Source organism: Pseudomonas sp. FYR_2 (assembly GCF_043106425.1).
Classification (GTDB): Bacteria; Pseudomonadota; Gammaproteobacteria; order Pseudomonadales; family Pseudomonadaceae; genus Aquipseudomonas; species Aquipseudomonas monteilii.
The window spans coordinates 338,132-360,045 of record NZ_JBICMM010000012.1; the positions used below are offsets into that span (position 1 = coordinate 338,132).

Genomic DNA, 21,914 nt, shown 5'->3' on the forward strand with positions numbered 1-21,914 from the left:
CGCAGGAAGCGGCCCTTTCCAGCGACAACGGAGCGTCCATGTCCCTAGCCCTCGTCCATAGCCGCGCCCAGGTGGGTGTGCAGGCACCGGCAGTCAGCGTTGAAACCCACTTGGCCAATGGCCTGCCCCATCTCACCCTGGTCGGTTTGCCGGAAACCACCGTCAAGGAAAGCAAGGACCGGGTGCGCAGCGCCATCGTCAACTCCGGGCTGAACTACCCGCAGCGGCGCATTACCCAGAACCTTGCCCCTGCCGACCTGCCCAAGGATGGCGGGCGTTACGACCTGGCCATTGCCTTGGGCATACTGGCTGCCGACGGCCAGGTGCCGGTTGCCACCCTCGCCGAAGTCGAATGCCTGGGCGAACTGGCGCTGTCGGGCAAGTTGCGCCCGGTGCAGGGCGTGCTACCCGCGGCACTGGCGGCGCGAGAGGCAGGCCGGGCGCTGGTGGTACCACGGGAAAATGCCGAGGAAGCCAGCCTGGCGGGTGGACTGGCGGTGTATGCAGTGGGGCACCTGCTGGAGCTGGTCGCCCACCTGAATGGCCAGGTGCCGCTGCCACCGTACGCTGCCAATGGCCTGATCCTGCATCAACGCCCCTACCCGGACCTGAGCGAAGTGCAGGGCCAACTGGCAGCCAAACGGGCTTTGCTACTGGCAGCGGCCGGTGCACATAACCTGTTGTTCACAGGCCCCCCGGGCACCGGCAAGACCTTGCTCGCCAGCCGCCTGCCCGGGCTGCTGCCGCCGCTGGACGAGCACGAGGCGCTGGAAGTAGCGGCCATTCAGTCGGTCAGCGGGCATGCACCGCTGAATAGCTGGCCACAACGGCCGTTTCGCCACCCTCATCACTCCGCCTCCGGCCCGGCACTGGTCGGAGGCAGCAGCCGACCGCAACCGGGCGAAATCACCCTGGCCCACCATGGCGTGCTGTTTCTGGATGAGCTGCCAGAGTTCGAACGGCGTGTGCTGGAAGTGCTGCGCGAGCCGCTGGAATCGGGCGAAATCGTGATTGCCCGGGCCCGCGACAAGGTGCGCTTCCCGGCACGCTTTCAGCTGGTGGCTGCCATGAACCCCTGCCCTTGCGGCTACCTGGGCGACCCCACAGGCCGCTGCCGGTGCAGCACCGAGCAGATCGCACGGTACCGCAACAAGCTGTCCGGGCCGCTGCTGGACCGTATCGACCTGCACCTGACCGTGGCCCGCGAAAGCACCACCCTGAACAACCAGCCCTGCGGCGAGACCAGTGCCGATGTGGCCGTCAGGGTGGCTGAAGCACGGGAACTGCAGCACCGGCGCCAAGGGTGCGCGAATGCGTTTCTCAACCTCGAGGGGTTGCGCCGCCACTGTGAGTTGACTCCAGCAGACCAGGCCTGGCTGGAGGGTGCCTGTGAGCGATTGACCTTATCGTTGCGGGCGGCACACCGCTTGTTGAAGGTGGCACGAACGTTGGCAGACCTGGAGGGTTGCGAGGCGATTGGCCGGGCTCATCTAGCCGAGGCCCTGCAGTACCGGCCGGGGAGCAGTTAGATTGCCGGGGCTTTTTTGCCCCGGCAGAAATACCCGGAAACCGAATACGCCCCAGGCCCAGTCAACGCCAACCCGCCGTAAAGTGCCACCAGCAACCAGGCAAACTGCCCCTGCTCTAGCGTCCAGTCCGGGTGCACCACCACCAGCGCCACCAGCAACACTGCCAGCACCGGCAGGCAAGCCAGGCGCGCGGCAACACCCAAAAGCAGCAACAGTGGGCAAACCACCTCGGCAAAAACCGCCAGCCCCAAGGTCAGCGGTGCGCCCAACCCGAATGGGTCTTCTATGCGCTGCAATTCACCGCTCCAGTCCAGCAGCTTGGGGAGCCCATGGATAAACAGTAATAGCAAGGCGGCCATTACCCGCATGAAGAGCAGGCCGGTGGCGCTCAGGCTTGGGGATTGGGGGTCAAGGAAGGTTTTCAGGCGGGGCATGGCAAGGGGCTCGCTAAACGATTACCACGGGAGCATTGCCCGAATCCCCGGTGATTGATTGCGCAAGTGTGCTGAGATGGATGTTAAGGCTACTGGCCTCTTCGCGGGCGAGCCCGCGAAAGGGCCGGCAAAGGCAGCACATCACTGCCCGCCCGCCAATGCCTCTTCAACCACTCTTAGCAGCACCTCTTCAGAAAAAGGCTTGCCCAGGCAGGCCAATGCCCCAAGGCTCATCGCCGCATGCACCGCGTCATCATCCCAATGCGCCGACATGCAGATCACCGGCAACCGCCACTGCTGCCGGGCCAGCTTGCGCTGCACGGCCAGCCCGCTCATTCCGGGCATTTTCAGGTCGAGCAGCACACAGCCCGCCTGCCGCGCCAGCTCCGAACCCAGGAATACATCCCCCGCAGCAAACGCCAAGCTCTCGAACCCGGCCGAACGCAGCAGGTTGGCCAGGCTTTTGCGCACCAAAGCATCGTCATCGACGATGCACACCCATTTGCTCATGCGCCGGCCAGGCCCTCTACCCGCGCCCCGATGATGTTGTGCATGGCCACCAGTTCCACCAGCGAGCGGGACTGCATCTTGTTCATGATGTTTTTCTTGTGCACCTTGGTCGTCACTTCGCTGGTGCCGATCTGCCTGGCGATCTGCTTGTGCGACAGGCCATCGACCACCAGCGAGAACACCTGGCGCTCACGCTGGGTCAGGCGTTGGTACTTTGCCTCGACCTGCCGCGCATGGTGCCATTTGCGCCCATCGACCACAGCCTGGGTGCGCACGGCCTGCAGCAGCGTCAGCAACTGGTCTTCATCAAAAGGCTTGGTCAGGAACTCCACTGCCCCCGCACGCATGGCCTGCACCGTCATCGGGATGGTGCCGAAACCGGTCATGAACACGATCGGCCAAGGCAGCCCCAGCTGGCGGAGGGCGTGCTGCACCTCAAGGCCAGTGGTATCGGGCAGGTGCATATCGAGCAGCAGGCAGGCGCAGGGGGTTTCCAGACGGGCTTCGAACAACGCGTCGGCACTGGCGAACAAATGATGCGGAATACCCTGCAAGCGCAGCAGGCGGCCCAGTGCCGTACGCACCGAGGGGTCATCGTCCACCACCAGCACCGGTACATTCGCACTGTCTTCCAAGGGCCCAAACATGTCGGCACCGGCGCCCTGCGGCAAGTGGCCCGGCGCCTGGCAAGGGACATCAAGGCTTATCTCGGCAGCCAGGCGGTAGCCCCGGCGGGATACGGTCTGAATCAGCCCACGGTCGCCAAAGGCCTTGCGCAGCAAGGACACCTGCACCTGCAGGTTGTTGTCCTCGACCACCGTGCCGGCCCACACCTGGCTGAACAGTTCGTCCTTGCCGACCACCCGGCCCTTGGCCTTGATCAACGTGGCCAACACCTCGAATGCGCGGCCACCCAACAGGATCGGCTTGCCGTCGAGAAACACTTCTCGCCGCTCCAGCGACACTTGGGCATTGCCTATTCGGATCATGGCGTCCTCACGCGGGCATGGGCGTTTACGCAGCCCCGGGCAGGCTAGGACAGCGTACGCGTTCACACAATTATCCCGAGGGATAGGTTGCCCTCAGGACTATACAAAAGCCCGCCTGCCCGCAGGGTGCGATAACGGACAACAGCGTGCCCGTTCCTGCCAGGCAGGCTACAAGCCGCATCCTTACTGGGCCCGCTGCGTATACTCGCGACTCAGGATGTCGCTAGCAGGGGGTGCTTTATGCTCGATGAACGCCTTGCCCACAGGCCCATCGAATACGACCAGTCGGTCGACGAGGGCTGGCTGAACCGGTGCGACATCAGCGCGCTGGGCCAGGAAGGCGAGCTCAGCTACTTTCGCCTGCGCGACCCGGCCACCCATCAGGCCTGGATCGCCGTGCGCGCCCCACTTGAGGCCCCCGCCGCCTGTCAGCGCCTGGAAAGAGACTACCGCCTGCAACTGGACCCGCAGTGGGCGGTGATCCCGTCTGCGTTCGTGCGTTCAGCCGAAGGCCCGCTGCTGGTGTACCCGGCTGGCCACTCAGTCGCCGACCTGATCGCCGAAGGCCCGGCAGCCCTAGCGCCATTTCTCGACATCGCGGTAAATGCGGCCAATGCCTTGGCACAGGCTCACGCAGGCAATGTGCTGCATGGCGCGCTACAACCCGAGTACGTGTGCCTGTACGCCAGCCAGCGAGTGCGCCTAGGCTGTTTTCGCGCCGACCTGGCGGAACTGATTGGCGAACAAGGCGCCCCCCTCGGCAACTGGTCGTACCTGGCACCGGAACAGGTCTGCCCGCACGGCAGCAGCAGCGATCAGCGCAGTGACATCTATGCCCTGGGTGCGATCCTGTACCAGTTGCTGCTGGGTGAACTGCCGCTGGCAGGGCGCGACACTCAGCACTGGCGCCAGCTGCATGCCGGCGTGCAGCCAAGGGCGGCCTGCGAAGTGGACAGCAACGTGCCACAGCCGCTGAGCCGGGTGCTGGCCAAGGCGCTGGCCAAGGAGCCCGACGCCCGCTATCAGAGTGCGCGCGCCCTGGCGGTAGACCTGGCCCACTGCCAGCGGCAATGGGCCGCCAGCAAGACCATTCAGGGCTTCGAGCCAGGCTGCGCCGACCCCGCCACGCCTGGCCGCGAACGCCTGTATGGCCGCTGCGCCGAACAGAAGGCCATCGCCCTGCTGCTCAAGGCCCTGCGCCGCGACAGCAAGCCGCAAGCCCTGTTCATCAACGGCGCCACCGGCATGGGCAAGTCGACTCTGGTCGAGGCAGCACTCAAAGCCAACGCCCAGGGTTACTGGGCCATCGGCAAGTGCAACAGCGTTGCCCAAACCGTGCCCTACGCACCCTGGGTCGACATTCTCGGTGCGCTGACCACCCAGTTGCTGGCCAAGAGCAGCCAGGCCCTCGACAGCCTGCGCCGCGAGATCCTGCGCCGCATCAAAGGCCATGGCCGGCTGCTCGGCAAGCTGGCACCAGACCTGCAACTGATCCTTGGCCCCTTGCCCGCGTTGCCGGCCAAGCCCACGCGCCTGGCACTGCAGAAGGAGCTACGGGCGATCGTCGAGTTCTTGCAGGTGTTCAGCAGCCCCGGTCAGCCGCTGGTGCTGTTCTTCGATGACCTGCAGTGGGCTGACGACGCCAGCCAGCAACTGTTGACGCAACTGCTGGCTCACGCACCCGGCAACCTGCTGTTGATCGTCGCCCGACGCAATGATGCGCCAGCCAGCAGTGCCCCCCTTAGCCTGCCCGCAACGGTGCGCAGCACCACGCTGAACCTGCGGCCTCTGGGTGTGGACGCGGTGTCCGAGCTGATCGGCGAGCGCTACCACATCGGCCCCGAGGACGCATTGCCGGTGGCCGTGCTGGTGCACGACAAGACGGCGGGCAACCCGTTCTTCATCCATCAGATCCTCCGGGCCATGGTCGAGGACCAGCTGTTCACCTTCGACACCCAGGCCATGCGCTGGTCATGGTGCCTGCAGGCCGTGGCCCGCCACCGCTACTCCGACAATGTCGCCGACCTGATGATCCACCGCCTGGCCCGCCTGCCGATGCCGCAGCGCGATCTGCTGCGGGTGGCCAGCGCGGCGGGTAGCCGCTGCGATGAGCGCTTGCTTCAGCAGGTCCTTGCCCAGGCGCCTGGCGAACCGTTGAGAGCCTTGATTGGCGAGGGTTTCCTGCAACAGGGCCAGAACGGCCTGGGCTTTGCCCATGAGCGGGTGATGGAAGCCGCGTACGCGCTCACGCCCATACGCGAACGTACCCAACTGCATGCACGTATTGCCCTGGCCATGCGACAGGCCTGGCCACGCCACCTGCACGAAGCACTGTTCGAGCTCGCCAGCCAGCTGCAACGCGCCAGCCCATGCGGGTTTGCAGCAGATGACTGCGAAGCGTTCCTGCAGCTTTTGCGCGAAGCAGCAACGCGCGCGCGCGACGGTGGCGCTTTCGAGCAGAGCGCAGGCTACCTGCACACCGCCGAGCAGCTGCTGCAGCACGGCGCCACGCTGGAAAGCCGCGCCACACATGGCTTTGCCATCGCCTGCATGGCGACGGAGTGCGACATGCAACTGTCGCGAATGATCGCAGCCGAAGCCCGGATCACCGAATGCCGCCAGCGCGCACGTTCGACGCTGGACCAGGCGCGGGTGTGCCGCCTGCAGGCACTGCTGCATACCTTGCGCGGCGACTATCAGGCGGCCATCGACAGCGCCATATCCGGCCTGGACTTGCTGGGTATAAGCCCGGTACGGGGCATCGACTGGCAACAGGTCGAGGCGAGTCATGCCCATGTGCAGGCCTTGGTCGAACAGAAAGGGCGGCACTGTCTGGAGTCGCTGCAGCGCACCGATTCGGAAGAAGTGACGGTTGCCATCAGCCTGCTGGCCACCCTGTCGTCATCGTTTTTCGTCAAAGACGACATCTGCTTCCTGCACCTGGCCAAGCTCATGGAGCTGTCGCTGCTGCACGGTGCTGCCCCGGGCAGCACTTATGGCATGGCCTGGTACGGGGTGATGATTGCCGAGCGTTTCGGCGCTTACCATGATGGCCACGCCTGCTGCCTGGCCGCACTCAAGCTGATTGAACGGCACGGCTTCGACGCGGACCTGACCAGCGCGCTGCTGGCCCTGGACCAGGTCAGCGCCTGGACCTCGCCCATGGAGTTCACCCGCCGTACCGCGCTGGATGCGGTCGATTCAGGGCGCCTGAGCGGCGACCTGGCGATGAGCTGCTACGCCTGCAACCACCTGGTTTCCGACTCGCTGTTCATGGGCCGTTACCTGCCAGACGTGGTAGAGGAACTGGCGCAAGGCCTGACCACCGTACGTCGCTACGGTTACCGCGACGTCGAGCAGATCCTGCTAGCCCAGCAAGCGTTCGTCACCCGCTTGAGCGGCACGCCCTGCCCAGCCTCGGCCACAGCCTCGAAATCGCCCACGACGCGGTTCTTCCAGTACCTGTTCGCCGGCATGTGCGACTTCTACCTGGGCAATATCCCGCAGGCCATGCGCAACCTGGCACTGGCCGCAGACAACACCTGGGCAGTACCGGCGCACATCAACCTGGCAGACTTTCACCTGTTCCGCGGCCTGGCCCTGGGCAGCCCCGAGGCCGCTGGCAGCATTGCCGACAAGCTGCGCGAGCTACAGGCCCTGCGCGAGCGCTTCGGCCGCTGGGCCGGTTTCAACCCGGCCACCTTCCGCAACAAGCTGTTGCTGATCGAAGGCGTGATCGCCAAGCTCGAAGGCGACGGCCTGAGTGCCATCCGCTGCTTCGACCAGGCGCAGATCGCAGCCGCCGCTGCCGGCTTCATCCACGAGCAGGCCCTGGCCCATGAACAGCTGGCCGAGGTATGCATCCCCAGCGGCCTGATTTCCGGTGCCAACCTGCACCTGCGCATTGCCCGCGACTGCTTCCATATCTGGGGGGCGACCGGCAAGGTGCATCAGCTGGAGGCGCTGCACCCCTTCTTGCGCACCCAGCCGATCCAGGAGGCCTGCCACACCGACCACCAGGCCAAGCGGGACCTGGAAGCCGGCATAGAAGCGGCGCGCGCGTTGTCCGAAGAAGTGCTGCTCGAAGGGCTGATCGAAACCTTGATGGGCCATTTGACCCAGCATTCAGGTGCTGACCATGGCGCGCTGCTGATCGTCAGCGGTGCCGAATTCCAGATGGCTGCCCTCGCCTACATCGACGATGCCGGGCTGCACGTGAGCATGGACAACTGCCAGAAGTTCATGACCCAAGCACCACTGTCGGTCATCAACGCCACCATGCGCACACGCAAGCCACTGGTGCTCAACGATGCCCAAAGCGACTGTCCCGAAGCCTTTCGCCATGAGCTGCAGGCGCGCAATGCCCGCTCGGTGCTGTGCCTGCCGCTGGTGATCCAGGGCGTGCTGATCGGCCTGGTGTACCTGGAAAACCGCCTGGTGCCCAATCTGTTCGGCAGCCAGCGCCTGGCCATGCTGGAGATCCTCGCCTCGCAGGCGGCGGTGTCGCTGCAAACCGCCAAGTTCTATACGCGCCTGGCCGAAGACAACCAGAGCCGCGCCCAGATAGAGGCCGAGCTGCGCCGCTCTCGTGCAGAGCTGGCCCGCAGTGCGCACCTGCAGGTGATGAACGAGCTGTCGGTGTCCATCGCCCATGAGATCAGCCAGCCGTTGCTGGGGATTGCCTCCAACGCCGCCGCCAGCCTGCGCTGGCTCAAGCGCGCCAAGCCCGACCTGGAAGAAGCGATTGCCGGCCTGGAAGACATCCGCAACGACAGCGAGCGTGCTGCCAACATCGTGCGTGCACTGCGTTCGCTGGCCAAACAATCGCCGGTGCAGCTCAAGGCCGTGAAGCTGGATGAGCTGATCCGTGAGGTCGTGCGTCTGACCTCGGCCGAAGCCGCCAAGGGCACGGTGGACGTGCAGACACGCTTGCAGGCAGGGGTGAGCGTGATGGCCGACCCGGTGCAGTTGCAGCAACTGGTGTTCAACCTGATTACCAATGGGCTGGAGGCGCTGGCGGGGTATCGCGGCGATGGGGTGCTGCGGATTGCTTCGGCGGTCGTCGGGGATGCGGTGGAGATTTGCGTGGACGACAACGGGCCGGGAATTGCGCCTGAAGAACGGGAGCAGGTGTTCGGGGCGTTCTACACCACCAAGAGCGGTGGTATGGGGATGGGGCTGGCGATCTGCAGTTCGGTGGTGCAGGCCCATGGTGGGGAGTTGCAGGCACTGGCATCCGAGCTGGGTGGTTGCCGGATTCGCTTCACTCTGCCTGTGAATCCTTAACAGCCTGTACCGGCCCTTTCGCGGGTAAACCCGCTCCCACAGGGACTCCACAGCCCTCAGGTTACGCACCACTCCTGTGGGAGCGGGTTTACCCGCGAAGAGGCCGGTACAGGTTTACATTAACGCGAGGTCAACGCCGCATAGCTGTTCATCAGGTTGCGGTAGTTGGGAATGCGCTGCGACAGCAGGTTACCCAGCCCTTCGATATCGTTGCGCCAGTCACGGTGCAGCTCACACGCCACCGAAAACCAGTTCATCATTTGCGCGCCCGCCTGGGTCATGCGTACCCACGCTGCCTGTTGCACGGTTTCGTTGAAGGTACCCGAAGCATCGGTCACCACAAACACCTCAAAGCCTTCAGCCAGTGCCGACAAGGTCGGGAATGCCACGCACACATCGGTTACCACGCCAGCAATGATCAGCTGCTTGCGGCCGGTGGCCTTGATTGCCTTGACGAAGTCTTCGTTGTCCCAGGCGTTGATCTGGCCGGGGCGGGCAATGTAGGGCGCATCCGGGAACATTTCTTTCAGCTCGGGCACCAGCGGGCCGTTCGGGCCTTGCTCGAAGCTGGTGGTGAGGATGGTTGGCAGGCCGAAGAACTTGGCCAGGTCACCCAGGGCCAGCACGTTGTTCTTGAACTCGTTGGGCGAGAAGTCCTGCACCAGCGAGATCAGGCCGGTCTGGTGGTCCACCAGCAGGACCACGGCGTCGTCTTTGTTCAAGCGCTTGTAATCAGGTTGGCTCATGGGGTGACTCCTTGGGTTGGGATGACGGGCCGGCACTGTCCGCAAGGGGCTATACCGGTGGATAGATACGGCTTAAGAAATGGCCTGCGCCTGTCGCCAGGCCTTGGGCGGCTGGCCAACCAGGCGGCTGAAGGCGCGGGTGAAATGGGCCTGGTCGCAAAAGCCGCATTCCAGGCTCACATGGGTTATCGGCGCTTCGGTGACGAGCAGACGCTTGGCCTTTTCCATGCGTGCCAGCAGGCGCCAGGCCTGGGGCGAAAGGCCGGTATTGACCTTGAAGGCGCGGGAGAAGTGGCTGCGGGTGAGGTTGCATACGCTGGCGATCTCGATGATCGACAGCGAACTGCGCAGCATCAGTTCCTTGGCCTGGCGCAACCGCGCGGGCGTCAGTGCGCCGGGGGTTTGCAGCGGCGCTTGGGGCATGCCGGGGTGCATGGCGACTCTCCTGTTGAATGCAGAAAGTCTCGCCCCCGGCACATGACAAAGTCCTGAGCCAAACCTGAATTATTCTTAATTGTGCGCGGCGGTATACCGTAAGATGCACGTTGTATTCAGCTACCGAGCGAAGAAGCATGCAGGTAAATGCTCACCGCACCGTGGCCATGGTGCTGTTCAACGATGTGCTCTTGCTGGATGTGACCGGGCCCATGGATGCGTTCGCCATCGCCAACCGTTTTTTGCCGGCAGAGCGGCAATACCGGCTGCTCACCCTGGCCGAAGGGCAAGCAGCGGTGCGCGGCTCCTGTGGTCTGAAAGTGGTGGCCGACCTGCGCCTGGAAGACTTGCCGGACGCCGTCGACCTGTTGCTGGTGCCCGGCGGCCCTGGCGCGTATGACATTGCCTTGCCAGCGCTGGAGCGCTGGTTGCCACGGGCGGTGCACAGCGCCAAGCGCTTTGGTGCCATTTGTACCGGGGTGTTCCTGCTGGGCCGGGCGGGGTTGCTGGACGGCTACCGCTGCACCACCCACTGGAATTACGTGGAGCGCCTGGCGCGGGCATTTCCTCAGGCCAAGGTCGAGACCGAGCAGATCTATGTGATCGACCGCTGCCTGATTACTTCGGGCGGGATCACTGCGGGTATCGACCTGGCGCTGGCGGTGGTGGCCGAGGACCACGGCAAGGCGCTGGCCCTGGAAGTGGCCAAGGTGCTGCTGGTCGCCCGTCATCGCCAAGGCGGGCAGACCCCGTACGGGCCGTTGCTGGCGGCGGTGCCGCGTGATGATTCGCCGATTGCCCGGGTACAGGCGCACATCGTCGACCATATCGAGCAGGCGTTTACCGTGCAGAAGATGGCCGACCTGGTGGCCATGAGCAGCCGTAATTTCGCCCGCACGTTCCAGCGCGAGGTGGGGATAACGCCGTTGCAGTACCTGCAGAATGCGCGGATCGACCGGGCGCGCAAGCTGCTGGAAGGCAGCGACCTGCCGTTGAAGGTGGTGGCGGCGCAGTGCGGGTTTGGCAGTGACCGGCATATGCGCAAGGTGTTCTGCGAGCGGATTGGCATGACGCCGGCGCAGTATCGGGCGCAGTTTGGTGGCGATGGATAGTTAGATCTGCGCTGCCTTCTTCGCGGGCATGCCCGCTCCCACAGAGATAACACAGGCCTGAAGGGTTGTGCCGTACTTGTGGGAGCGGGCGCGCCCGCGAAGAGGCCGACACAGGTTGTCTCATTCTTCGGGACAATCTTTCTCCCTGAAAGCAGATTGTCTACCACCCCCTCATTCCCCAGAATTGTCGGCCAAACTGTTCAAACGCTGCCCCGGCAGCTCATGGAGTACGAGCCAATGCCACACGAAGGCAGCCTTCTGCAAACCGCCGTCATCTTCCTGCTCGCCGCAGTCCTCGCCGTCCCCCTGGCCAAACGGCTGCAGCTAGGCGCCGTACTCGGCTACCTGCTCGCAGGCGTTATCATTGGCCCGCAGGCACTGGGCCTGATCCGCGACACCGAAAGCGTGGCGCACATTTCCGAGCTGGGCGTGGTGCTGCTGCTGTTCATCATCGGCCTGGAACTGTCACCCAAGCGCCTGTGGCTGATGCGCAAATCAGTGTTCGGCGTCGGCACCGCCCAAGTGCTGCTGACCGGCGCGCTGATCGGCGCCATCGCCCTGTTCGGCTTCAGCCAGACACTGCCAGCAGCCATCGTACTTGGCCTGGGCCTGGCGCTGTCCTCCACAGCCCTCGGTCTGCAGAGTCTGGCTGAGAGCAAGCAGCTGAATGCCCCACACGGCCGCCTTGCCTTCGCCATCCTGCTGTTCCAGGACATCGCCGCCATCCCGCTGATTGCCTTGGTTCCATTACTGGCCGCCAGTGGCCCGGACACCAGCCACGGCGACAGCCTGCAACACGGCTTGAAGGTATTCGCCAGCATCGCCGTGGTCATCATCGGCGGCCGCTACCTGCTGCGCCCGGTGTTCCGCACCGTGGCCCGCACCGGCCTGCCCGAAGTGTCCACCGCCACCGCGTTGCTGGTGGTGATCGGCACCGCCTGGCTGATGGAAGAAGCCGGTGTTTCGATGGCTTTGGGGGCGTTCCTCGCCGGCTTGCTGCTGGCCGACTCGGAGTACCGCCACGAGCTGGAATCGCAGATCGAACCGTTCAAGGGCCTGCTGCTGGGGCTGTTCTTCATCAGCGTCGGCATGGGCGCCAACCTGCGCCTGTTGCTGGAAATGCCGCTGGTGCTGCTGGGTTTGACCCTGCTGCTGGTGGCGGTGAAGCTGGTGCTGCTGATTGGCGTCGGCCGCCTGGCCGGTGGCCTGAACAGCGCCAGCGCCCTGCGCTTGGGCATGGTGCTGGCTGCCGGCGGCGAGTTCGCCTTCGTGGTGTTCAAGCTGGGCAAGGACCAGGGGCTGTTCGACACCCAGACTTACGACCTGCTGCTGATGACCATCACCCTGTCCATGGCCATCACCCCACTGCTGATGCTGGGCTGCGCCCGCGCCCTCAAGCGCCCGCAGCCTGTGCGGGAAGTGCCTGAGCAGTACAAGCAGATCCAGACGGATACGCCGCGGGTGGTGATCGTCGGCATGGGCCGCATGGGCCAGATCGTTGCGCGCATCCTGCGGGCACAGAAGATCCCGTTCATCGCCTTGGAAACCTCGGTGGACACCATCGAAATGACCCGCATGTTCGAACAGGTACCGGTGTTCTACGGCGACCCGCTCCGCCCCGAAGTGCTGCATGCGGCCAAGGTGGGTGAGGCGGAGTACTTCATCATCACCATCGATGACCCGGAAGCTGCCATTCATACGGCTGAACGCGTGAAGCGCCTGTACCCGCACCTGAAAGTGCTGGCCCGGGCACGTAACCGCCAGCATGTGCACAAGTTGGTGGATGTGGGTGCAGAGCCGATTCGCGAGATGTTCTACTCCAGCCTGGAGATGACCCGCCGGGCATTGGTAGGGTTGGGCTTGAGCGATGAACAGGCGGCGGACCGGATTGCGCGGTTTACCCAGCATGACGAGGAAGTGCTGGTGGCCCAGGGGCAGGTGCGCGATGACAGGGCCAAGGTGATGCAGACGGCCAAGGAGGCGCGGGTGGAGTTGGAGCGGTTGTTTGATTCGGATGCGGATTGAAGGCCTTTGGCGTACGCCTTGAGGGGGGTGGCGCCTATGAGATCGAGCGCCGCCCGCGCGGCGCATCGCGAGCTGCGCTCGCTCCCACGTTTGTTTCGGGCCAATTATTCCTGGGGAATTTGCGCGCGTACGCCTTGGCACATGGCGCAATATCGCGTCGTACAAACAAGACGGTCGCGCGCGTCTGCCGCAGGCGTTACTGGCCCGAAACAAACGTAGGAGCGAGCGTAGCTCGCGATGCGCCGCGCGGGCGGCGCTCGATCTCACAGGCGCCAAAAACCTATCGCCTGGCACCTGGAGGCCATCCTGCAACCTCCTGACGATCACCTCGCCGCCATTACGCGCACCCAAAAACATCACAGAATCGTCCGATTCTCAGCAAGGTCCTACTTCCCGGCCAACCATTTCCTACGTTACCGCCGCCTCCGAGCATTTATCCTACACACCGTGTCGACGCCCGTCTGATTGTCCGTGGAAGCCCTGCTCTCTAGGCTGACCGGGTCGCTGTCGGTTCAGCGATCGGGTGTGGAAACCCGGCAGGTAATCGGAACAGCTGTCGTCATGGCAGTTGCACGCGGGAGGCCGTATGGCCTGCCGGGGTTCCGATAGCCCGGCTTTCCACCCCGCGTGCAGCCGCCACCCTTCGCGTGGAAACGGATGGTGCCGGCCAACCTCTATCGGAGTTTGGCTATGAAAAAGATTGTTCCGGATCCCCCCCTCCCCGACACCACACAACGCCCTTTCAGCCGCTGCGATGCCGGCCATCCCCCATTGTTCACCGTGAACCCAGGCGTCTCCGCCCACGACGCCTTGGTACATGTCGCCCAGTACCTGCGCGGTGCCTATGACTGTGGCTATAAAGCCCTGGAGCATCTGGATGACACGGGCAAAAGCCTGTTCTGGAGCAACCTGAATGCACTCGAAATGGCAGAAGGGTTGGTTGAGGCATTGCTGGATGGGATTGAGTCACAGCCCATGAATTGATGTTGCCTGTGCCGGCCCTTTCGCGGGTTTACCCGCGAAGAGGCCGGTACAGCAAACAAAAAAGGCCGGCTCCCTACAGAGGGAACCGGCCTTTATGCGTACTGCTACTGATTAATTACTTACCCGCAGTCAGCGCGTTGTAGCTAGTCATTAGGTTGCGATAATCCGGAATGTGGTTGGAGCACAGCGCCGCCAGCCCTTCGATATCGTTGCGCCAGTCGCGGTGCAGCTCACAGGCCACGCCAAACCAGGTCATGAGCTGGGCACCCGCCCGGCTCATGCGGTCATGGGCTGCATCGCGGGTCATCTCGTTGAAGGTGCCGGACGCATCGGTCACCACAAACACATCGAACTCTTCTTCCAGGGCAGCCAGCGCTGGGAAGGCTACACAAACCTCAGTCACCACACCGGCAATGATCAGCTGCTTCTTGCCGGTGGCCTTCACCGCCTTCACGAAGTCTTCGTTATCCCAGGCATTGATCTGGCCAGGGCGAGCGATGTACGGCGCATCCGGAAACAGTGCTTTCAGCTCTGGCACCAGTGGGCCGTTGGGGCCTTGCTCGAAGCTGGTGGTGAGAATGGTCGGCAGGTTGAAGAACTTGGCCAGGTCAGCCAGGGCCAGCACGTTGTTCTTGAACTTGTCCGGCTCGATGTCGCGCACCAGCGACAGCAGGCCAGCCTGGTGGTCTACCAGCAGTACGGCAGCGTCGTCTTTGTTCAGGCGGTTGTAGGTGAATTTGCTCATGGTCTGTGCTCCTAAGGTTTTTGAATTTTTCAGCTATTCGGGGTGTTTCGCGTTGATGGGCACAGATTAAAATCATCACCTTTGCTGCACTAGACTGCGAAAACCGCCCTTAGCGTTCCGTTTGGAGAACGATCATTGGAAGACCTCAATTCCCTCTACTACTTCACCCAGGTTGTAGAGCACGGTGGTTTCGCCCCGGCAGGCCGAGCGCTGGACATGCCCAAGTCAAAGCTCAGCCGGCGCATCGCCGACCTTGAGGACCGCCTGGGCGTGCGCCTGCTGCACCGCACCAGCCGCCACTGCTCGCTCACCGAAATCGGCCAGGCCTACTACAACCGCTGCCTGGCCATGCGCGTGGAGGCCGAGGGCGCGGCGGAGATCATCGAGCGCAACCGCAGCGAGCCGCGCGGGCTGGTGCGTATCAGCTGCCCCACCACCCTGCTCAACTCCTGGGTCGGGCCGATGCTGACCCGCTACATGCTCAAGTACCCGCAGGTGGAGCTGTTCATCGAAAGTACCAACCGCCGCGTCGACCTGTTGCATGAGGGCTTCGACATTGCCCTGCGGGTGCGCTTTCCACCGCTGGAGAACACCGACATGGTGATGAAGGTACTGAGCAACAGTACCCAGTGCCTGGTGGGCCAGCCGCAGTACCTGAAGCAATTGCCCAAGGGCTTCGATCCGCAGCTGCTCGGCACGCTGCCGAGCCTGCATTGGGGCAGCGCACAGCGTGAGTACCAGTGGGAGCTGTTCCAGGGTGAAGACAGCAGCCGCAGCATTGTCATCCCGCATAGGCCGCGCATGGTGACTGACGATTTGTTTGCCCTGCGCCATTTCGTGGTGGCTGGGGTGGGGATTGCGCATTTGCCGCGAGTGGCGGTGCGCGAAGACCTGGCTGCGGGGCGGTTGGTGGAGTTGATACCCGACTGGCATCCGCGTTGCGGCATCGTGCATGCCATTTTTCCATCGAGGCGGGGGTTGCTGCCTTCGGTACGGGCATTGATTGATCATCTGGCTGAGGAGTTTGCCATCAGCGACATGGCTTGAGTGTTGGCCCGCGAAAGGGCCGGAACAGCCAAAACAGATCCCAGCACACCCTTACAAGACCCCTGGCCTATCCTTGCTCCACAGTCCCGGATCATCCCCCGGAGCCCCCCATGATCCGCGCCACTCACGGACCAGGCCGCGCCCTGCTCGCCACCCTCGCCCTCTGCCCCGCACTCAGCCAGGCCGACGAACCCGGCTGGTCGTTGCTCAGCCGCAACTACTTCCTGCACAGCGACTTCCGCTCGCCCTCTGCCAGCGGCCAGAACTACCGCCAGGAATGGGCCCAAGGCTTCATCGGCGAGGTCCGCTCGGGCTTCACTGAAGGCACGGTTGGCGTGGGCATCGACGCCCACGGTTTTCTTGGCCTGAAGCTCGACGGCGGCCGTGGCCATGCCGGCACCGGTTTGCTGCCACGCGACAGCAATGGCCGTGCCGAATCCGACTACTCCAGCGCCGGCGCGGCGCTCAAACTGCGCCTGGGCAACACCCAGTTGCGCTACGGCGAAATGAACGTGGAAACACCGGTGTTCGACACCGGCGACAAGCGACTGCACCCGGAGTACGCCACCGGCTGGTTCGTGCAGAACACCGACCTGCCCGACTGGCGCCTGCAAGCCGGGCGTTTCACCGCCTTCAACAACCAGGACAACAGCTCCACCCACGACGACTTCAGCGGCTACGGCGCCACCACGCACAACCGGGCCATCAGCGTGGCCGGTGCCTCCTTCGCACCCGACGGGCCGTTCGGCGCGGCATTGTATGCCGGGCAGCTGGAGGACACCTGGCGCCAGGCCTACCTCAACCTGAACCTGGCCGAAGGCAACTGGCGCGTGGACGGCAACCTCTACAAAACCCGCGACACCGGCAGTGCTAGCGCCGGAGCCATCGATACTCTCGCCTACAGCCTGCTGGCCAAGTACAGCTTCGGCGCCCAGGCGCTGAGCCTGGCCTACCAGAAGGTCGAGGGCGACACCCCGTTCGACTTCGTCGGCGGCGACTCCATCTACCTGGCCAACTCGATCAAGTACGCCGACTTCAACGGCCCGGGCGAGCGCTCGTGGCAACTGCGCTACGACCTCAACTTCGCCACCCTCGGCGTCCCCGGCCTGAGCCTGATGGGCCGCTACGTCAGCGGCCGTGGCATCGACGGCAGCCATGCACCCACGGGTGGCGCCTACGTGGGCCAGTACGGCGATGGCGGCAAACACTGGGAACGCGACATCGACCTGAAATACGTGGTGCAGTCAGGCGCCGCCAAGGACCTGAGCCTGTCGTTCTCCCACGTCAGCCACCGTGCCAACCAGGCCCAGGCCGGCGATGACATCGACCGCATCTACCTGATCATCGAATACCCACTCAAAGGCAGCTTCTGACATGAGCACATCCCCTTCAGGCGCCTGGAGCCCGTTGCGCAATACCACCTTTCGCATGCTGTGGATCGCCACCATCGCCTCCAACATCGGCACCTGGATGCACGAGGTGGGCGCCGGCTGGTTGATGACCACGCTGTCGGCCAGCCCGCTGCACGTGGCGCTGATCCAGGTGGCCGGCTCCCTGCCGATGTTCTTTCTGGCCCTGCCAGCGGGCGCAGCGGCGGATATCGTCGACAAGCGCCGCTACCTGTTGCTGGTGCAGCTGTGGATGTCTGCCGTGGCCGTGGTGCTGGCAACCCTTACCCTGCTCGGGCTGATGAACGTGACCTTGCTGCTGGTGCTGACCCTGGCACTGGGCATCGGCACGGCGCTGATGATGCCGGCCTGGAGTGCGCTGACGCCGGAACTGGTAGGCAAAGAAGACCTGGCCAACGCGGTGGCCATCTCCAGTGTCGGCATCAATGTGTCCCGCGCCATCGGCCCGGCCTTGGCCGGCGTGGTGGTGAGCCTGGTCGGCCCATGGCTGACCTTTGCCCTGAATGCCATTTCGTTCGCCGGGGTGATCCTGGTGTTGTTCCTGTGGAAGCGCGAGGTGAAGGAGCCGCTGCTGCCAGCCGAGCGCTTCGTGGGCGCCATGCGCACCGGCCTGCGCTTCGCGCGCAGTGCCAAACCCTTGCAGGCTGTGCTGTTGCGGGCCGTGGCGTTCTTCTTCTGTGCCAGCGCCGGCACCTCGCTGCTGCCGCTGATCGTGCGCGGCGAAATGCACGGCACTGCTGCCGACTTCGGCCTGCTGCTGGCGGCCATCGGCATTGGCGCGGTGGCCGGCGCCACCCTGCTGCCGCGCCTGCGCGAACGCATCAGCCGCGACCGCCTGGTGCTGTTCGCCAGCCTGCTGTATGCGCTGTTCCTGCTGGCGCTGGCGCTTGTGCGCAACTTCTATGTGCTGCTGCCGGCGATGCTGCTCAGCGGGGCGGCGTGGATCGCGGTGCTGTCCAACCTGCAGGTGGCGGCGCAAACCTCGGTGCCGGCCTGGGTGCGGGCGCGGGCGTTGTCGGTGTACATCCTGATCTTCTTTGGTGCCATGGCGTGTGGCGGGTTGCTGTGGGGCACGCTGGCCAGCCATGCGTCGATCACCTTGAGCCTGCTGCTGGCGGCGGGTGGCTTGGCCCTGGGTACATTGCTGACCTGCAAGGTGACCCTGCCGGAAACCGAAGCCGAAGAGCTGACACCGTCGTTGCATTGGCCCGTGCCGGTGCTGAACGATGACATGGACAAGGAAAGCGGGCCGGTGATGGTGACGGTGGAGTATCACATCGACCCGGCCAAGGCCGAAGCCTTCCAGCTGGCGGCGCGGGAGTTGGAAGCCATGCGCAAGCGCAATGGGGCACTGTCCTGGGGATTGATGCGCGACAGTGCAGACCCGGCGCTTTGGCTGGAGTTTTTCTTCGAAGAGTCGTGGCTGGAGCATTTGCGGCATCACCATCGGGTGACCCGGGGTGAGCTGAAGATCGAGGCGCGGGTGCGGATGCTGCAGACGGATGGGGTTGAAGTGAAAATTCGGCATCTGCTGGCAGGCGGGGAGCACAAGGCTCACCACTGATGTTGGCTTTTCCGGCCTCTTCGCGGGCAAGCCCGCGATGAGGCCAGTACTGAAGGAGTAAAAAAAGGGGCCAGAAACTGGCCCCTTCTTCACATCAGCTCAGCTTAGAAAGCAAAGCAGGAACAGCCCAGCGCCCCCCAGAAGCCCTGGAAGTCATTGACCGGCACACTCGATTTACGCGCTTTGTCATGACTGTGCGCATGTACCCCGCACGGCCCCGAACACTGATGCACGGCTGCCGCCAGCGATGGCGTACCCACGCGCCAGTGCCCTGGCACCTTGGCCACCGGCGACCATTCCGGCAGTACCGGCACCTGTGGCGGGCCCAGCTTGTCGAATTCGGCAGCGCCGTACACCACCTTGCCATCGACAATGGTCAGTACCGACTCGATGCCCTTGATCGCCTCTTCATCAACGCTGAAGAAGTCCAGCGACAACGCCGCCAGGTCAGCCAGCTGCCCCACCTTGATCTGGCCTTTCTTGCCCTGCTCGCTGGAGAACCAGGCACTGCCCTGGGTGAACAGTTGCAGCGCGGTATCGCGGCTCAGGCCTTCCGGGTAAAGCTCCATGCCGCCAACGGTCTTGCCGCTGACCAGCCAGTACAGCGAAGTCCATGGGTTGTAGCTGGACACGCGGGTGGCATCGGTACCGGCACCGACCGGCACGCCCATGTCGAGCATGCGCTTGATCGGCGGGGTCTGTTCTGCCGCCTTGGCGCCGTAACGGTCGACGAAGTATTCCCCCTGGAAGGCCATGCGGTCCTGAATGGCGATACCACCGCCCAGGGCACGCACGCGCTCGATGTTCTGGGGGGTGATGGTTTCGGCGTGGTCGAAGAACCACGGCAGGCCGTTGAACGGGATGTCGCGGTTGACCTTCTCGAACACGTCGAGCATGCGCGTGATGGATTCGTTGTAGGTGGCGTGCAGGCGGAACGGCCAGCGCTGCTCGACCAGGTGGCGCACCACCGGTTCCAGTTCTTCTTCCATGGTTTGCGGCAGGTCCGGGCGCGGTTCGAGGAAGTCCTCGAAGTCGGCGGCGGAGAACACCAGCATTTCGCCGGCGCCGTTATGGCGCAGGAAATCGGTGCCGCTGTGCAGCTTGACGCTGGAGGTCCACTTCTTGAAGTCGTCCAGCTCTTCCTTGGGCTTCTGGGTGAACAGGTTGTAGGCGATGCGCACGGTCAGCTGGTTATTGTCGGCCAGCTCCTGGATCACCGAGTAGTCGTCGGGGAAGTTCTGGTAGCCGCCGCCAGCGTCGATGGCGCTGGTCAGGCCCAGGCGGTTGAGTTCACGCATGAACTGGCGGGTGGAGTTGACCTGGTATTCCAGCGGCAGCTTCGGCCCTTTGGCCAGGGTGGCGTAGAGGATCATCGCGTTGGGGCGGGCGATGAGCATGCCGGTCGGGTTGCCGAACTTGTCACGCTGGATCTCGCCACCCGGCGGGTTCGGGGTGCTCTTGTCGTAGCCGACGGCCTTCAGCGCTGCGCGGTTGAGCAAGGCGCGGTCGTAGAGGTGCAGCAGGAACACCGGGGTATCGGGTGCAGCCTGGTTGATTTCTTCCAGGGTGGGCATGCGTTTTTCGGCGAACTGGAACTCGTTCCAGCCACCCACCACACGTACCCACTGCGGGGTTGGCGTGCGCGCAGCCTGGTCCTTGAGCATGCGCAGGGCATCAGCCACCGACGGCACGCCTTCCCAGCGCAGCTCCAGGTTGTAGTTCAGGCCACCGCGGATCAGGTGCAGGTGCGAGTCGTTCAGGCCGGGGATGACCGTGCGCTGCTTGAGGTCGACGATTTGCGTGGTGGCGCCCTTGTGGGCCATGGCCTCGGCGTCGTTACCCACGGCGATGAAGCGGCCATCCTTGATGGCAACGGCGGTCGCAGTAGGCTTTTCGCGGTCAACGGTGTGCAGTTTGCCGTTGAACAGAATCAGGTCGGCGGTCATGGAACCTCCTTGGGTGGATGCGTGAGCGGAACCGGCTTGGCCGGTGAAGGGCAATGCGGACCAGAGCGCGCCGGCGGCACCGAGCACGGTGCTGGTGGCGAGGAACTGGCGACGGGTCTTGTCGTTGCGGTCCTGGGACATGGTGTTCTCCGTCTCTGGGTTCGGCAGCAGCAGGCGCAACTGCGGAGCATGCCGGTTGACGCTGGGTCAGGGCTTGGATGGATGTGCGGTGGGCTGTAGAAGGTTAGCCCTGATCAACATTTGTGCTGCCAGGGCTGGCCTCTTCGCGGGTAAACCCCCGAATGCCTCCCGCAATTACCGCTGGAGAAACGCCAGCAAATCCTCATTCAGCTGCTGCGCATGGGTCACCGCAAACCCGTGTGGCGCACCGGCATACACCTTCAGCTCAGCCCCGCGAATCAGCTCTGCCGCCTGCTTGCCGGTGGCTTCGAACGGCACGATCTGGTCGTCGTCGCCATGAATCACCAGCGTCGGCACATCGACCTTGGCCATGTCCGGGCGGAAGTCGGTTTCGGAGAACGCCGTCACGCAATCCAGGGTGCCCTTGATCGAGGCCATCAGCGCGATGTTCAGGGTTTGCGTTTGCACGCCCTGGGACACCTGCTGCCCATGGTTCAGGCCATAGAACGGCGTGGCAAAGTCGGCGATGAACTGCGCGCGGTCGGCACGCAGGCCGGCACAGATACCCTCGAACACTGACAGGTCGACACCCTCAGGGTTGTCGTCGCGCTTGCCGAATACCGGCGTCACAGCCCCCAGCAACACCAGCCCGGCCACCCGCTCGCTGCCGTGGCGGGCGATGTAGCGGCTGACATCGCCGCCACCCATCGAGAAGCCCACCAGGGTCACATCACGCAGGTCGAGGTGTTCGATCAGCTGGGCAATGTCGTCGGCAAAGGTGTCGTAGTCGTAACCGTTCCACGGCTGGCTCGAACGGCCGAAGCCCCGGCGGTCGAAGGCGATGGTGCGGTAGCCGCGGCTGGCCAGGAACTCCATCTGCGAATCCCACATGTCGGCATCCAGCGGCCAGCCGTGGCTGAACAGCACGGGCTTGCCGCTGCCCCAGTCCTTGAAATAGATCGAAGTGCCATCGTGGGTAACAAATGTGCTCATGTCGGTATCTCCTTGAAGG

The 21,914-nt window shown here is 64.0% G+C and carries 16 protein-coding genes; 8 read left to right on the forward strand and 8 right to left on the reverse strand.

Annotation, left to right across the window (positions count from 1 at the left end; translation table 11 throughout):
- Positions 1-38 precede the first annotated feature (38 nt).
- The gene (locus tag ACF8R4_RS03465) at positions 39-1,529 is read left to right on the forward strand and encodes a YifB family Mg chelatase-like AAA ATPase (RefSeq protein WP_392491694.1); all 1,491 of its coding nucleotides are present in this window, start codon (positions 39-41) and stop codon (positions 1,527-1,529) included.
- Here ACF8R4_RS03465 and ACF8R4_RS03470 read toward each other — a convergent pair.
- From ACF8R4_RS03470 to ACF8R4_RS03480, 3 genes are all read right to left on the reverse strand, one after another.
- Positions 1,526-1,963 carry a DoxX family protein gene (locus ACF8R4_RS03470; protein ID WP_104833758.1) on the reverse strand — a complete coding sequence of 146 codons (438 nt, stop codon included), beginning with the start codon at positions 1,961-1,963 and terminating at the stop codon, positions 1,526-1,528. The genes ACF8R4_RS03465 and ACF8R4_RS03470 overlap by 4 nt on opposite strands.
- 141 nt (positions 1,964-2,104) lie before the next feature.
- Positions 2,105-2,473, reverse strand: a complete 369-nt coding sequence (locus ACF8R4_RS03475; RefSeq protein WP_156866863.1) for a response regulator transcription factor — start codon at positions 2,471-2,473, stop codon at positions 2,105-2,107.
- Positions 2,470-3,462 (reverse strand): response regulator, encoded by a 993-nt coding sequence (locus ACF8R4_RS03480; RefSeq protein ID WP_060498169.1) that lies wholly within the window; start codon positions 3,460-3,462, stop codon positions 2,470-2,472. Before ACF8R4_RS03480 ends, ACF8R4_RS03475 begins: the two co-directional genes overlap by 4 nt.
- A gap of 240 nt (positions 3,463-3,702) precedes the next feature.
- Here ACF8R4_RS03480 and ACF8R4_RS03485 point away from each other — a divergent pair, with 240 nt between their 5' ends.
- Entirely contained in the window at positions 3,703-8,748 is a 5,046-nt protein-coding gene (locus ACF8R4_RS03485; RefSeq protein ID WP_392491697.1) for an AAA family ATPase, read from the forward strand.
- 119 nt (positions 8,749-8,867) lie between these two features.
- Here ACF8R4_RS03485 and ycaC (ACF8R4_RS03490) read toward each other — a convergent pair whose 3' ends face one another.
- Positions 8,868-9,494 carry an isochorismate family cysteine hydrolase YcaC gene (gene ycaC, locus ACF8R4_RS03490; RefSeq protein WP_060498171.1) on the reverse strand — a complete coding sequence of 209 codons (627 nt, stop codon included), beginning with the start codon at positions 9,492-9,494 and terminating at the stop codon, positions 8,868-8,870.
- A 72-nt stretch (positions 9,495-9,566) separates the two neighbouring features.
- Positions 9,567-9,929, reverse strand: a complete 363-nt coding sequence (locus ACF8R4_RS03495) for an AraC family transcriptional regulator (protein WP_060498172.1) — start codon at positions 9,927-9,929, stop codon at positions 9,567-9,569.
- Positions 9,930-10,066: 137 nt separating this feature from the next.
- On the opposite strand from ACF8R4_RS03495, the gene ACF8R4_RS03500 reads away from it, so the two are divergent.
- The 3 genes from ACF8R4_RS03500 (at position 10,067) to ACF8R4_RS03510 (ending at position 14,050) form a co-directional block, all read left to right on the forward strand.
- A complete protein-coding gene (locus tag ACF8R4_RS03500) occupies positions 10,067-11,041 on the forward strand; it encodes a GlxA family transcriptional regulator (RefSeq protein ID WP_060498173.1) in 975 nt (324 codons plus the stop codon).
- A gap of 237 nt (positions 11,042-11,278) precedes the next feature.
- The gene (locus ACF8R4_RS03505; protein WP_060498174.1) at positions 11,279-13,066 is read left to right on the forward strand and encodes a monovalent cation:proton antiporter-2 (CPA2) family protein; all 1,788 of its coding nucleotides are present in this window, start codon (positions 11,279-11,281) and stop codon (positions 13,064-13,066) included.
- A 690-nt stretch (positions 13,067-13,756) separates the two neighbouring features.
- Positions 13,757-14,050, forward strand: a complete 294-nt coding sequence (locus ACF8R4_RS03510) for a hypothetical protein (protein WP_104833754.1) — start codon at positions 13,757-13,759, stop codon at positions 14,048-14,050.
- Between the two features lie 115 nt (positions 14,051-14,165).
- Here the strand turns inward: ACF8R4_RS03510 and ycaC (ACF8R4_RS03515) are convergent, their stop codons facing one another.
- On the reverse strand, positions 14,166-14,795 hold the full coding sequence (gene ycaC / locus ACF8R4_RS03515; RefSeq protein ID WP_019096456.1) for an isochorismate family cysteine hydrolase YcaC: 630 nt from the start codon (positions 14,793-14,795) through the stop codon (positions 14,166-14,168).
- Positions 14,796-14,930: 135 nt separating this feature from the next.
- Between ycaC (ACF8R4_RS03515) and ACF8R4_RS03520 the strand changes: the two genes are divergently transcribed.
- The 3 genes from ACF8R4_RS03520 (at position 14,931) to ACF8R4_RS03530 (ending at position 18,815) form a co-directional block, all read left to right on the forward strand.
- A complete protein-coding gene (locus ACF8R4_RS03520) occupies positions 14,931-15,842 on the forward strand; it encodes a LysR substrate-binding domain-containing protein (protein WP_060498178.1) in 912 nt (303 codons plus the stop codon).
- Positions 15,843-15,952: 110 nt separating this feature from the next.
- Complete coding sequence (locus ACF8R4_RS03525) at positions 15,953-17,215, forward strand: OprD family porin (protein ID WP_060498179.1); 1,263 nt, start codon at positions 15,953-15,955, stop codon at positions 17,213-17,215.
- A 1-nt stretch (position 17,216) separates the two neighbouring features.
- A complete protein-coding gene (locus ACF8R4_RS03530) occupies positions 17,217-18,815 on the forward strand; it encodes an MFS transporter (protein WP_156866868.1) in 1,599 nt (532 codons plus the stop codon).
- Positions 18,816-18,919: 104 nt separating this feature from the next.
- Here ACF8R4_RS03530 and ACF8R4_RS03535 read toward each other — a convergent pair whose 3' ends face one another.
- Together ACF8R4_RS03535 and ACF8R4_RS03540 are read right to left on the reverse strand one after the other, a co-directional pair.
- Entirely contained in the window at positions 18,920-20,761 is a 1,842-nt protein-coding gene (locus ACF8R4_RS03535; RefSeq protein WP_177337091.1) for an amidohydrolase, read from the reverse strand.
- Positions 20,762-21,076: 315 nt separating this feature from the next.
- Positions 21,077-21,895: an alpha/beta fold hydrolase gene (locus tag ACF8R4_RS03540; RefSeq protein WP_392491699.1), complete on the reverse strand. Its 819-nt coding sequence runs from the start codon at positions 21,893-21,895 to the stop codon at positions 21,077-21,079.
- Between the last annotated feature and the right edge of the window lie 19 nt (positions 21,896-21,914).

What these genes read in the sequence shown, in the direction of transcription:
- ACF8R4_RS03465 (WP_392491694.1), top strand. Translation starts at nt 39, where the DNA reads ATGTCCCTAGCCCTCGTCCATAGCCGCGCCCAGGTGGGTGTGCAGGCA.
- ACF8R4_RS03470 (WP_104833758.1), bottom strand. Translation starts at nt 1,963, where the DNA reads ATGCCCCGCCTGAAAACCTTCCTTGACCCCCAATCCCCAAGCCTGAGC.
- ACF8R4_RS03475 (WP_156866863.1), bottom strand. Translation starts at nt 2,473, where the DNA reads ATGAGCAAATGGGTGTGCATCGTCGATGACGATGCTTTGGTGCGCAAA.
- ACF8R4_RS03480 (WP_060498169.1), bottom strand. Translation starts at nt 3,462, where the DNA reads ATGATCCGAATAGGCAATGCCCAAGTGTCGCTGGAGCGGCGAGAAGTG.
- ACF8R4_RS03485 (WP_392491697.1), top strand. Translation starts at nt 3,703, where the DNA reads ATGCTCGATGAACGCCTTGCCCACAGGCCCATCGAATACGACCAGTCG.
- ycaC (WP_060498171.1), bottom strand. Translation starts at nt 9,494, where the DNA reads ATGAGCCAACCTGATTACAAGCGCTTGAACAAAGACGACGCCGTGGTC.
- ACF8R4_RS03495 (WP_060498172.1), bottom strand. Translation starts at nt 9,929, where the DNA reads ATGCACCCCGGCATGCCCCAAGCGCCGCTGCAAACCCCCGGCGCACTG.
- ACF8R4_RS03500 (WP_060498173.1), top strand. Translation starts at nt 10,067, where the DNA reads ATGCAGGTAAATGCTCACCGCACCGTGGCCATGGTGCTGTTCAACGAT.
- ACF8R4_RS03505 (WP_060498174.1), top strand. Translation starts at nt 11,279, where the DNA reads ATGCCACACGAAGGCAGCCTTCTGCAAACCGCCGTCATCTTCCTGCTC.
- ACF8R4_RS03510 (WP_104833754.1), top strand. Translation starts at nt 13,757, where the DNA reads ATGAAAAAGATTGTTCCGGATCCCCCCCTCCCCGACACCACACAACGC.
- ycaC (WP_019096456.1), bottom strand. Translation starts at nt 14,795, where the DNA reads ATGAGCAAATTCACCTACAACCGCCTGAACAAAGACGACGCTGCCGTA.
- ACF8R4_RS03525 (WP_060498179.1), top strand. Translation starts at nt 15,953, where the DNA reads ATGATCCGCGCCACTCACGGACCAGGCCGCGCCCTGCTCGCCACCCTC.
- ACF8R4_RS03530 (WP_156866868.1), top strand. Translation starts at nt 17,217, where the DNA reads ATGAGCACATCCCCTTCAGGCGCCTGGAGCCCGTTGCGCAATACCACC.
- ACF8R4_RS03535 (WP_177337091.1), bottom strand. Translation starts at nt 20,761, where the DNA reads ATGACCGCCGACCTGATTCTGTTCAACGGCAAACTGCACACCGTTGAC.
- ACF8R4_RS03540 (WP_392491699.1), bottom strand. Translation starts at nt 21,895, where the DNA reads ATGAGCACATTTGTTACCCACGATGGCACTTCGATCTATTTCAAGGAC.